The 11,595-nt window shown below is 70.2% G+C and carries 9 protein-coding genes; 2 read left to right on the top strand and 7 right to left on the bottom strand.

The genetic code is table 11. The annotated features are described in order from the left end of the window. Positions 1–2,041 (bottom strand): HEAT repeat domain-containing protein (locus ACIBH3_RS34565; RefSeq protein ID WP_396316088.1); only part of this gene is annotated, 2,041 nt, incomplete at its 3' end. 831 nt (positions 2,042–2,872) lie between these two features. Here ACIBH3_RS34565 and ACIBH3_RS34560 point away from each other — a divergent pair. Next, positions 2,873–3,052: a hypothetical protein gene (locus ACIBH3_RS34560; protein ID WP_396316087.1), complete on the top strand. Its 180-nt coding sequence runs from the start codon at positions 2,873–2,875 to the stop codon at positions 3,050–3,052. A gap of 298 nt (positions 3,053–3,350) precedes the next feature. Here the strand turns inward: ACIBH3_RS34560 and ACIBH3_RS34555 are convergent, their stop codons facing one another. The 4 genes from ACIBH3_RS34555 to ACIBH3_RS34540 form a co-directional block, all read right to left on the bottom strand. Further along, positions 3,351–5,315 carry an ABC transporter ATP-binding protein gene (locus ACIBH3_RS34555; RefSeq protein ID WP_396316086.1) on the bottom strand — a complete coding sequence of 655 codons (1,965 nt, stop codon included), beginning with the start codon at positions 5,313–5,315 and terminating at the stop codon, positions 3,351–3,353. Between the two features lie 63 nt (positions 5,316–5,378). Next, positions 5,379–6,089, bottom strand: a complete 711-nt coding sequence (locus ACIBH3_RS34550; RefSeq protein ID WP_396316085.1) for a lasso peptide biosynthesis B2 protein — start codon at positions 6,087–6,089, stop codon at positions 5,379–5,381. Then, the gene (locus ACIBH3_RS34545) at positions 6,086–7,930 is read right to left on the bottom strand and encodes an asparagine synthase-related protein (protein ID WP_396316084.1); all 1,845 of its coding nucleotides are present in this window, start codon (positions 7,928–7,930) and stop codon (positions 6,086–6,088) included. The genes ACIBH3_RS34550 and ACIBH3_RS34545 overlap by 4 nt, the downstream gene beginning before the upstream one ends. 126 nt (positions 7,931–8,056) lie before the next feature. Next, positions 8,057–8,197, bottom strand: a complete 141-nt coding sequence (locus ACIBH3_RS34540) for a lasso RiPP family leader peptide-containing protein (RefSeq protein WP_396316083.1) — start codon at positions 8,195–8,197, stop codon at positions 8,057–8,059. A gap of 289 nt (positions 8,198–8,486) precedes the next feature. On the opposite strand from ACIBH3_RS34540, the gene ACIBH3_RS34535 reads away from it, so the two are divergent. Continuing rightward, complete coding sequence (locus tag ACIBH3_RS34535; protein WP_396316082.1) at positions 8,487–9,860, top strand: transcriptional regulator; 1,374 nt, start codon at positions 8,487–8,489, stop codon at positions 9,858–9,860. Positions 9,861–9,908: 48 nt separating this feature from the next. On the opposite strand, the gene ACIBH3_RS34530 is transcribed toward ACIBH3_RS34535, so the two are convergent. Next, positions 9,909–11,132, bottom strand: coding sequence for a HEPN/Toprim-associated domain-containing protein (locus ACIBH3_RS34530; protein WP_396316081.1), 1,224 nt, complete (start codon positions 11,130–11,132; stop codon positions 9,909–9,911). A 199-nt stretch (positions 11,133–11,331) separates the two neighbouring features. Continuing rightward, a complete protein-coding gene (locus tag ACIBH3_RS34525) occupies positions 11,332–11,469 on the bottom strand; it encodes a hypothetical protein (protein WP_396316080.1) in 138 nt (45 codons plus the stop codon). Between the last annotated feature and the right edge of the window lie 126 nt (positions 11,470–11,595).

Here is an 11,595-nt window from a genome sequence, read left to right as displayed (position 1 = left end):
GGCCGAGAGCGTTGGCAGCTGATCCGCGCACTTTGGCATCGGTGTCGCCGGTGAGGGCGGTGGTGAGCGCGGGGATCGCCTGGGGGTGGCCGATGCGGCCGAGAGCGTTGGCAGCTGATCCGCGCACTTTGGCATCGGTGTCGCCGGTGAGGGCGGTGGTGAGCGCGGGGATCGCCTGGGGGTGGCCGATGTGGCCGAGAGCGTTGGCAGCTGATCCGCGCACTCTGGCATCGGTGTCGTCCTCAGTGGCCTCTATGAGGTCGGGGACGGCCCGATGTGTGCCAATTCGCCCGAGCGTGGTGGCGCAAATGCCGCGGACTATGGCGTCTGGGTCGTCCAACATCGCTGCCCGCAGATCGCCAACGTCCCGCACATCGCTGTTGGCGCTCAGCCATTTTGCGCTGCGTCGGCGCGCGCGTGGATCGGCATGCCCACGCAGCGACGCCCGCTTCGCCGCGGCGAGAGACTCGTCGCGGCCGGGTTCCTTTGCTGTCGGCTCCTCCTTGTTCCGCTGGTGGGTCTGGCGTAGCCGTTGGAGCACCTGGGCGTCCAGCGACCCGTTCCATAGCGCGGCAAAGATGTCATCCGCGAGCTCCGGGTCCTCGGCGTTGAGCGCCCGCAGCAGACCACGCTGGAGCCCGTCACGCAGCAAGGTCGGAGGCAGGCTAGCCAGCGCCCCGGCCAGGCGGTTGCGTGTCTGGCGCCCCTGATTGAAGCAGCGGCCGAGTTGTTGCCACAGCGCCCCGCGCACCTCGTCGCCCAGCACGCCTCGGTTAGCCAGAAGGACGTCCACCATAAGTTCGGGCGGGAGCGGTTTGACGCCCGGGGCGAGCAGGTTGAGCACGGCGGTGTCCGGGTCGGGTTGCAGGCCAACCCAGTCGCCTAGGCACTGGTCGAGGTAGGCGGGATCTAGTACGACGGGTGGCGGACCTGTGTTCTGCCACGCGAGGGCCAGCCCGAAGTCCACGAAGGCCGGGTGGATGAGGCTGTATTGGCCGTCCTCTATATATCCGAGGGGCTCCACCATCTGCGTGTCCAGAAACGCCTTCACTATGTTGGCGATTTCGCCGCTGTCCTCCCACACCCGGCCGAGCAGTGCCTCCACGTCCCGGGTGAGGAAGTCCGCGTTGCCCTTGCCGGCGGTGATTACGGCCGATGCTGCGGCGCACAGCGCCGCCTCCATGCCGAGCCCGCGCTTTGCCGCATCCCTCTCCGCTCTACCAAACCTGCCCTCATTGTTGGGACGTACCACGGTCTCTCGAAGTAAGTCCGCGCGGCTACGGGGTATCTCTCGGTCGCTCACGGATCGCGTGCCGAGCAGCCAGTCGGTCAGCAGTGACAGCATGAACGGGTTGGACGCTATACCCAGCAAATCGCCCGACTTGATCTCGGCCAGCGCTTCAGCTGTCGATCCCTCCCGCATTCCCAGATAGCTCTCGATGTCCTGCTCGCCCAGAGGATCGATGGATAGGGTTTCGACGTCGCGGAGGATGGTTCGATCAAAGTCGTCGACTTCACGGCGGGATGTCGCAACCACCGTAAAGTCATGCGACCCCGCCACCAGTTGCCATATGAACTTCCACTCAGGCGAACCCTCGAACTCGCGCTCTATTTCGTTCAATGCGTCGATTAGGAAGACTATGCGGCTCTTTTTAATATGAGCTTTCCACAATTTCTCGTCGACGCCCGATGGGCGTAATTGCTTGGCAACTTCCTTGATTTCCAAGCCGTGCACGTTCAATTGCCTAATCGTACGATTGTCGACGATGGCGCAGGGGGTTTCACGGGCCATGAGTGCAATCGCGCATTGCAGGACGGCGGTGCTCTTTCCGCTGCCCGCACCGCCGATCACCAGCCATGTCCTAGGTCTAGGCTCAAACTTGGATTGGCGCGCTGGCAGTTGATCGAGAAACGCGTCGAAGTGAAGGTGCCCGCTGGAATCGTCCGCAGAATTCCGAACCCGGAAGGTTGGGCGGAAGTAGTGCTTGACGGTTCTGCCCATCAACCTGGCTTGCATTGCGCTGTACGGCGAACTGCTCATCTCTCAATGCCACTTCAGCGGGTCATGTGCAATATATCATATCTGACAAATTCGGACAAGCCATATTTGTATAAAGCCCCTGAGGCTAGTCATTTTCTTCCTTATCGCCTCGCATGTGCGGATCGCCCAGCTTCGAGCCCACGCACATCGAGGACGGAGACCTCTTCGAGTAGTTGCACATCTGAAGGGTCTCCATGGCGGAGGGCATCGGCCGGGTAGCTACCGACCGGCCCGCGCCGATCGGCACGGCCGGCAGGGGGGCGACGCCAATTCTCTCCCTACCAAGCCCGCAGTGCTCTTCCGCGTCCCGCGGCTGCGGCGGCATTGGCTCGCCACGGCATGCACCGCGGTAGCGGCGGTGGCCTGACCACGCTCCGCGCGGGTAGGGGCGCCGTCGTGATCCATGCGCCTGGGGAAGGCGGGCGACCTGTGACGTGCTTCTGGTCTCGCGGCGGGACCAAAGCGGGACCACACGCCGTGCATGCAGCCGAGCAGAAGAGGCTCGGCTGCATGCACGGCGTGTCTACGGACTCCTCTGAACTGCGGAAACGCCTTGGGGGTTAAGGGGTCGCAGGTTCAAATCCTGTCGTCCCGACTTGCGTAACCGCAGGTCGTAGGCCGTTTCCGCTTCTGGCGGGAGCGGCCTTTTTGATGTCCCAGGTGACCGGGTGCGTACACACCCCCGGCTGTCTCGACCGTGCGCGTGATGACAGACTTCTCCTGCAACGGGACTCCCGATGATCACCTTGCTCAGCACAAGTTGATCTATCAGGACGTCCCGTTGCGTCATTCAGCAGGGCTTGACGTGCAGCTCAAGACCCAAACGCAACGGTGTTGGCCTCCGAGGCCGACTCGTACTGGGTGCGGCGCTGGAACGAACTGTCGGAGAACGCGCCCAAGTCCGAGGAGTACCAGCGCGGCATCAACCAGTGCTACTGGGCGCGGCGGGTGATGTACGAGTGGGTCTGGCCCGGCGAGTGGGACAAGCACCTCTACGGGACGGGGTACTGACGGCTCGCCCTGACTCTCGCCGCGGTCTTCCCGGGGGATGCTTTGTCGGCATACAGGTGACGCGGACACAGGCTCAGAAACAGGTGTCACCCCCAGGCCCGAGCCGCAGACGGGCGCTGCCCCCGGCGGATACCTTCCGCCGGGGGCAGCCGCGTTGCGATCGGGCCGTCCACGGGAGCCCGGCCCGCTCGGCGACGGCCCGGATGTGGTCGGCCAGCAGGGTCGCCGCGCCGACCTCCCAGCAGCTCTACTGCCACCACTGGGAGAAGAACCTGGCCAGCTCGGGAATGCGTCAGGTTCATTGCCCGACAGGGACGGGGGCGTAGGCGCTGGCCTGGGTGGTCCACATCGCGGCGTACTCCCCCTCGGCGGCCAGGAGGCTGGCGTGAGTGCCTTCTTCGAGGACGCGGCCGTGGTCGAGGACGATGATGCGGTCGGCGTGCTGGGTGGAGCCGAGACGGTGGGTGATGAGAATGACGGTCCGGTCGGCAGCGAGTTCGCGGATGCGGTCGTAGGCGGCCTGTTCGGCCCGGGGGTCGAGGGCGCTGGTGGGTTCGTCGCAGATCAGCAGGGGTGCGTTCCGGCGGGCGTAGGCACGGGCGGCTGCGATCCGCTGCCACTGGCCGCCGGAGAGGTCCCGGCCGCCGGACTGGGAGGGGCGGATGTGGGTGTCGAGGCCGTCGGGCAGTGAGTCGATGACCTCGATGGCGCCGGCGGCGCCGGCGGCGGCCAGGACCGCGTCGTCGTTCTGGTCGCCCTGCCCGAGGGTGATGTTCTCGCGGACGGTGGCCTGCCAGCGCGCGATGTCCTGGGGCAGCATCGCCAGGCGGGAGAACAGTTCGCCCGGGTCGACGGTGGTGAGGTCGGTGTTGTCCCAGGTGACGGCGCCGCTGGTGGGGGTGTAGAGGCCCGCGAGGAGCCGGGCCAGGGTGGACTTGCCGGCGCCGTTGTGGCCGACGATGGCGAGGATCTCCCCGCGGCGGACGGTGAGGGAGATGTCGGTGAGGACATGGGTGGTGGCTCCCGTGTAGGTGAAGGAGACGCGGTCGGCGCGGATCACGGCGGGGTTCTCGGGCACCGGCGCGGGCGCGGCCGGGAGGGTGGTCCGGGCCCGGGCGTCGGTCAGGAAGGTGGCCCAGTCGTCGAGGTAGAGGCCCATGCGGTAGGTAGTGGTCAGGCCGGTGGCCATGCCGGTCAGGAGCGCGCGGCTGGTCTGGACGGCGATGAGGGCGGTCGCGGCGTCGGCGGTGGGGATCCGGCCGTGAACGGCGAGCCACAGCAACGCTCCATAGACCAGCAGGGTCGCCGCACCGGCGAGGGTGTCACCGGCGAGCTGACGGCGGGCGGTGTCGGCGCCGATGCGTGCGGTGTGGTCCTCCAGGCGGCGGCTCACCGTCCGGTACTGGTCGAGGAGCCAGGGGCGCATGGTGCCGGCCCGGACGTCGAGGGCGGTGGTCCGGCCCGCCGCGAGGTACATGAGGATGTGGCGGGTCCGGCGGTCGCCGACGGCGTGCCGGTCGGCGCGGTGCGCGGCCTGGGCCGCGCGGGCGGCGGCCCAGGCCCGGGGCAGGACAGCCAGGAGCAGCAGGGGCGCCAGCAGCGGGTCGAGGCCGAGCAGGACGCCGGTGGCGGCCGTGATGCCGAGGGCGGAGCCGGTGACGGCGAGGAGGGATTCGAGGATGGTGTGGGCGTCCTTGGCGGCGCGATTGGCGGCTTCGCCGTGGTCGCACCAGGCGGTGTCGTCGTAGGCGTCGAGGGGGACGCGGGTGGCGGCGTCGAGGTAGGCGAGCTCGGCGCGGCCGTCGACCCGGGGGCCCAGGCGGGCGGTCGTGGCAACGGTTGCGGCGCCGGTCAGGGACCGGGCGACGGCGACGGCGGCCAGGGCCAGCAGGCCGCCTTCGGCGCGGTCGAGGCGGTCCAGGGGCGCCCCGGTGGCGAACAGCGCGGTCAGCGCGGTCCGGGTGAGATGGAGCGCCGCGGCGGTGAGCGCGCCGGCGGTGAGCTGGAGGCCGACCAGGCGCAGCAGCGCGGTGCGGTCGGCTTGCCAGGCCAGGGTCAGGGTGGTGCGGATGAGGCGGGGCAAGGTGCGGGCCATGGTGAGCAGGCCGTCGGTGCGGTCTTCGTGGCGTTCGCTGCCGAGTGCCCAGGTGGGGAGCGGTTCGGGGGCTGGCCGCTGTCGGCGGCGCAGGCGGTTGTCGAGCCGCTCCCCGAGGGGGGTGCGGTGGTGGCGGGCGGTCGGGATGCGGGGCTGTGTGTCTGTCACGTCGTCCGCAACGGCTGGGCCGTACGGGTGGATACGGGCGAATCCTGAAGTACCCCTCGTCCATCACATGTTCGAATGGCCGATCGTAAGAACGGCCAGGTAGGGCCAGAGGCGGTCGTGCTCGTCCTGCCCGACCACGTGCCGGTCGGCTTCGACCCAGGCGTGGGCTCCGCTCGGGGAGAACCGGGCTCCCAGTACCCAGTGGACGCGGAGGCCGGTGAGGGCGGCGGCGAGGTGGCAGGCCAGGGATTCCTCCAGGCAGGCGATACGGCCCGGCCACCATGTTCCGGTGGCGCGGACGGCGGCGAGCACGGCTTCGGCGTCGTGGATGGGGGCGGGACGGCCGGGCAGGCGGGCCGCGGCGCGGGCGACGGTGACGACATGCCTGACCGGTACGGCCCGCAGGAGCAGCAGGGCGGTGGCCAGGGCGATGCCCGCAGCGACGCGGTGGCGCAGGGCGGGGCGCGCGGTGGGGGTGAAGCGGACGACGGGCGTGGGGCTGGGCGGGGTGTGGTGGACGGGGCGTCCGGCACGGAGGCGGTCGAGGTCGGCGGCGACGCGCAGCAGGTCGGTGCGGACCCGGTCGGGGTCGGCGCCAGCCCTGGCCCACCGGGCGGTGGCCTGCTCGATGGCGGCGGCCCGTTCGGGTTCGGCGGTCGGCAGGTCGAGGAGGTCGGAGGCGACGGGGTCGAGGATCTTCCAGCGGCCGGTCGCGAGGTCGAGTACGGCGGTTCCACCCGGGCCGCGGGCGGCGTGGATGCGGGGGCCGGTCATCGGCTGCTCCCCTGGGCCGGGACCGGCTCCCACCAGGTGTCGAACCCGGTGGAAAGGCTGGAGAGCCACACCTCGACGGCGATCAGGGCGTGCAGGCTGCCCAGGTCGACAGGGGAGCCGTGGATCGTGCGGTCCAGGGAGGCGAGGACGGCGGTGGTGTCGAGGAGACCGGAGCGGGCCAGCGCCGATCCTGTGAGGAGAGCCCGCAGGGCGGGGGCGTTGGCGCGCAGGCCGTCGTAGACGCCGTTGAACGCGGTCTTGGTACGGCGGGCCAGGACCGGGGCGTGGACCAGGCCGGTGAGGGCGGCGCGGGCCAGGGGCTTGAAGTCGCCAGGGCGGCGACGCTCCCAGGCGGGGACCGCGTGGCAGATGTCGACGATCCGGGTGTCGAGGAACGGGGCGTGCAGCGGCAGGCCCAACCGGGCGCGGGTGAGGGCGTCGAGGTTGGCGTGTTCGATGCCGGTGGCCTCCAGGGCGAGGCGTTCGCGCAGAGCACCGGGCCCGGTGGCGGGGTCGGCGCCCTGCGCGAGGGCGCCGACGAGGTCGGCCACAGCGGTCCGTCCGGCCGGGGTGAGCCAGCGGGCGGCGCCCGGCCTGCCGCACCAGCGGGCCAGGTCGGCGGCGTCGGGAAGCACGCGCGGGGCGGGTCCGGCGAGCACCACCTCGGCGAGGTCGGCCAGTGCCTTGGGGTAGGTGCTCCGTGCGGCGGCCGTGACGGCGCGCAGGACGGGGTGGGCGGCGCTGCGGCGCTCGCGCGCGAGCCGGTGAGCGTCGCGCAGGGCCGCGAGGCGGGACCCGCGGCGGTAGCGGTCGGCGGGTGAGGCGAACGCGTCCAGGACGTTGTCGCCGCCCCAGCCGGTGAGGTGCCCGGCGCTGCCGGCGGCCACGGCTGGGGCGAGCTGGGCGGCGAGGATGCCGACCATGCCCACGCCGAAGGCGGGAGCGTCGGTGAACGGTAGCCCGGCCAGGTCGGTGAGAGCGTCGAAGTGCCTGCTGCCGCCGAGGCGGCCGTCGACCACGTGCCGGGTGATGCCCGGGTGCGCGGCGGCGATCTCGGCGGCGTAGCGGCTGTCGTCCTGGCCGGCCATCGCGGCGTCGACGTAGGTGACGGCGGTGAGGTCGGTGTAGGTGGCGGCCAGGCAGGCGATCGAACTGGAGTCGACACCACCCGACAGATCGGCCGACCACGGCCAGCCGGACAGGGCGCGGCGGCCGACCGCGAGGGGCAGTTCGTGGCGCAGGGCGTCGGCGGCGTCGGCGAACGGGCGCCCGCCCGCCAGGGGAAGCCGTTCGAGCGTGGGCCGGGCGTCGGGGGCGAGGGTCAACGCCGATCCGGGCGGGACACGGTGGACGCCGTCGAACCAGCCGTCGGCGCCGGGCTCCACCCCCCAGGTGGTGACCGAGGCCAGCAGCCGAACGAGGTTCGGGGCCGCGCCGGTCAGGGCGGCGAGGGCGGCGGCGGACGTCGACCAGGTCACCGCCTCGGTGGTGGCGGTCCAGTGGATCTGAACGGTGGCGGCGCGGGTCCCCATGATCCGAACAGTGCGGCCGGTCCTGACGATCCCCAGGCAGGAGCCGGACAGCCGACCGGCCACGTGCCAGTGGCCCCGCACGGCCGCGTCCATCGCACCCCGGGCCTCCTGGGGGGTGGGCAGACAGGCACCGACGAGGATCACCTCCGCGGTGCCGTCCCGGGACACTGCCCGCAGCACTTCCTCGGGACCGTGACCGACGGCCCAGGCCTGCAGGAGACCGTCTTCGTGGATCGCCTCCGCGCCCCGCGGGCGCGGGCCGGCGGTGGGCGGGGTTGCGCGGGTGACTGTGCCTGTGACGTGCCTCATCGGGGGCTCCCTGCTGGGGACGGTCCGGATACGGCGACGCGCGCCCGGAACGGGCCGGTCCGTGAGGGCCAGCCCGTCCCGGGCGCGCGTTCACCCGAGGTGGCGCCATTCAGCGCCGGCGGCGGGTCAGCCCTGGTAGTACATGGTGTGGTCAGGGTTGTTGAAGCCGCCGCTGCCGAGGGTGACCTCGGAGACCTCGCCGAGGTCGGCGACCTCGGGGGTGGTGAAGACCTCGGTGACGGCGACGATCTCGGTGTTCTGCTCCATGACGGTTTCCTTCGCGTAGGCGGATCGGAATCGGTTCTTCCGAGGCCGGCGTGGCGTGCTGGTTGCTGGCCCCGGAACGGTCGGGAGGTCGAACGGTGCCCCTCCGTTGTGCACTCGGCGTCGTGCTGCCGGGCTGGGCACCATCACAGCGCGCACCGGCGCCGCCGTGAAGACAGTTCAAGTTGCTTCCGGTTGCCGCCAGTTGCTCCGGTTGCTTCCGGTTGCCGGAGCCGTTGCCCGACCGCCCCGTGGCGCGCAGACTGGGGCTCCGTTTCCCGGGAGGTCGAGCATGAGCGCGATTCTGGAAGACCGGCACCCGCTCAACCAGGTACTGGCCCTGCGTGGATGGACCAGCGAGTTCTGCCTTCGCCGCGTCGCTGCCAAACACAAGGACCTCGGGTACGGGGCCATGGCGGTCCGCAAGGAGAAGGTCAGCCGCTGGACCCGCCCGGACAGCCCGCAGACCCCGAACGTCTCGACCCAGCTGGCGATGGCCGACGTCCTGGGGATAGACAGCCGCGAGGTCTATGCCAGGCCCTGGCCGCACTGGCTCCTGCTCGCCTTACAAGACGACAGCACCATTTGGGAGTCGCCCTGGACTCCGGCGGGCACCATCCAAGCACTCGAAGACGCCGGAGGACTCGTGGAGCTCGACCGACGCGGATTCCTGATCGCCACGACCGCCACGGTCGCAGCGGTCCTTGCCCAGTGGGCCACCGCCGAACCCGCTCCCGCCCGCTCCTTCGGCGGTCGCCAGGTCGGAGCCGCTGTCGCCGACCGGTTCGACAGCCGGCTCAACGAGCTCCGTCACCTCGATGACGATCTCGGCAGTGATCACGTCTACGACGCGGCCCGCGCCGAGAGCCGTCTCATCACCCGCCTGCTGCGGGACAACACCTACACCGAAGCGACCGGCCGCCGCCTCCACGCCTGCGCGGCGGAAGCCAGCAGGCTGGCCGGCTGGTGCGCGTTCGACAGCGGCCAGAGCGCCGCCGCCGAGAAGCACTTCGTGGCCTCCCTGCGAGCCGCCGCCGGGTCCAGCGACCGTACGGCCGGAGCGACCACACTCGCTTTCTGGGCGAACGTCAGGTACTCCAGCCAGCGGCCCGACCCCCGCGGGGCACTGGACCTCGTCGACGGCGCCCTGGCCCAACGCGCAGACATCACCTCGCCGCGCGTCCTGACGATGCTCCACATCCGTAAGGCCCGCGCCCACTCGATCGCTCAGGAACCCACCGCCGCCTACCGGGCGATCGACGATGCACTCGCCGCGTACGGCCAGGGCACCTCTCCGGACGATGACCTGCAGTCGATGTACTGGATCACCACGGGCGAGGTGTTCCAGGCCGCCGCCTCGGCCGCCCTCAGCCTCGGCGACCCGCAGCGGGCCCTGACTTACTTCTCGGCCGCCTCGACCCACCACGACCCGTACGACCCGCGCAAGGAACCACGCGGCACCGCCATCTACCTTGCCCGGGAATCCGGGGCACATCTCGCACTCGGCGACCTGGACGGAGCCGTGGAAGCCGCTCAACGCTCCGTCGACCTCATGGGCGGTGTCAGCTCCGCGCGTGGCAGCGAAACCCTCACCGGTCTGCGCTCCGAGCTCAACCGGCACCGGGCCGCCCCGGTCGTGAAGAACTTCCTCGACGAAACCGCCTGACTGCCCGCGCCCACCAGGGTGTCAGCGCGTGCGGCTGCCAGCCGTCGCTCACTGGAAGGCGCGGACGATCGAGTCGATGATCGCGCCGATCCCGCTCCAGTCCTCGGTCCCCGTCGCCCGGCCGGAGCCCAGGGCCTTGAGCTTCGCCTCGAACCTCTGCTGCGCCGCGCGCTTGTCCGCACCGTTCAGCGACCCCTGGCGCAGGCCCGTCTTCGGCTCGACCGCCGTCCAGCGAACGGGCATCAGGTCGCGGTTGGCATCGGTGAGGACGTCCCGCCCGAAGTACATCTCCAGGCTGCCAGCCCGGCCGTTGACGTCCTGGATGGCGGAGGCCCCGGTGGCGGGATCGTGGGTGGGGTACGCCTTCAACAGGGGGAGGGCCGGGTAGTGCAGGATCCGGCACTCCGACGGCCAGCGGCCCTGCTTGAGTTTGGCGAGTCCTCCGTGGGCGGCGGCGTCGTTGTCGGCGAGGATGATGAACCGGTTGCCGATGCCGGCCGCGACGAACCCTTTGAAGATGGCGGCGGTCCCGTCGACGCCGGAAGGGGGCCGGGCGGCGCCGTAGTCAAAGAATCGGATGAAGCCGACCAGGTGAGGGTGGGTCACTTTCATGCCTTCCGACAGCAGGCGCGCGTCGGTCGAGCCCTCCGTGATCACCACCAAGGGGAGGTTCCGGGTCGCCACCTGCAGCTGCTCGTCACGGGCCATCCTCGCGATCGGCTGCTCGGGGTCCATCTCCACGCAGCAGCCGGTGAGCTCGCGCAGGTCGAGGACGAGTTCGGCGTCCTGGTCCGGTGACCAGTGCAGCAACAGTCGCATCAGGTTCCGGGTGTCCATGCGCCAGTGGAGGCGATCGACGATTTCTGCGATGCCGTTCGTGCTGCGGAAGAGAGCGCTCCAGACGCGCAGTTCGCGGGGCCACGAGTCGACCTCAGTGCGCAGCAGGAAGCGGATCCTGCGCTCGACCGTGGTGCTGTTGGCCGGCGGTGGGTCCGTCTCCTCCGGGTCGACGGCATAGTTCTCGGCCCAGGACTTCAGGCCAGCCTCAAGGTCGCGCAGGGCGACGTCGGGCGTGATGCCCTGAAGGTCGAGCCGTTCGGCCATCCCGCGGATCGTCGTCGCGTAGCCGTAGCCGTACCCTCCGTCCGGGTCCGCCGTCACCCGGTGGTAGCGGTCATCCTCGAAGAACAAGGCTGCGACGTCCGGGTAGTAGGAGTCCCGGCACAGCAGTGCGTTGGTCGAGCCGAACCGGACGTAGGAGTGATGTGCCATGCTGGCATGATCCTCCGTGCAGGCGTAGGCCCGCCCGAGGTTTTCAGTACCACGAAAGCCGCCCGGGCGTCGGCTGGCAGCCAGGCTCCTCGCCGGCACCAGGCCGTCCAGTGTCGGAGTCCGGGCCTAGCATCTGCTCATGACGCCTGAGCTCCTGTCTGTCGTCAGGACCGCACTCCCATCCGGCCGGATGATCACGTCAGATGAAGGCGATGGTGACGTCCAAGCTCTCTGGATGAGTGACGGGCCGGCCACCGCCGATCTCTGGGTACAACTGCACGCCGAGCGCACCCGCACGGGCCTGTGGCCGCTGCTCCTTGATTCCAGAGACTCTCATGACGGCCAGTTCAGGCCCTGGGGAGCCGGTTAGAAGCCGTTGTCTTATCGGACGTGATCGGCGTATTTCCGCTGGTGAGGCATAGTGCGGGCGGTCGGGCGGCAGGGTTGCTCCATCGGGATCGTC

Source organism: Kitasatospora sp. NPDC050543 (assembly GCF_044457565.1).
Lineage (GTDB): Bacteria > Actinomycetota > Actinomycetes > Streptomycetales > Streptomycetaceae > Kitasatospora.
This window is presented reverse-complemented; position numbering and strand designations above follow the sequence as displayed.

Coding starts and splice junctions, on each gene's coding strand:
- ACIBH3_RS34550 (WP_396316085.1), bottom strand. CDS start 6,089: ATGACCGGCCCCCGCATCCACGCCGCCCGCGGCCCGGGTGGAACCGCC.
- ACIBH3_RS34545 (WP_396316084.1), bottom strand. CDS start 7,930: ATGAGGCACGTCACAGGCACAGTCACCCGCGCAACCCCGCCCACCGCC.
- ACIBH3_RS34525 (WP_396316080.1), bottom strand. CDS start 11,469: ATGAGAGTCTCTGGAATCAAGGAGCAGCGGCCACAGGCCCGTGCGGGT.
- ACIBH3_RS34535 (WP_396316082.1), top strand. CDS start 8,487: ATGAGCGCGATTCTGGAAGACCGGCACCCGCTCAACCAGGTACTGGCC.
- ACIBH3_RS34530 (WP_396316081.1), bottom strand. CDS start 11,132: ATGGCACATCACTCCTACGTCCGGTTCGGCTCGACCAACGCACTGCTG.
- ACIBH3_RS34540 (WP_396316083.1), bottom strand. CDS start 8,197: ATGGAGCAGAACACCGAGATCGTCGCCGTCACCGAGGTCTTCACCACC.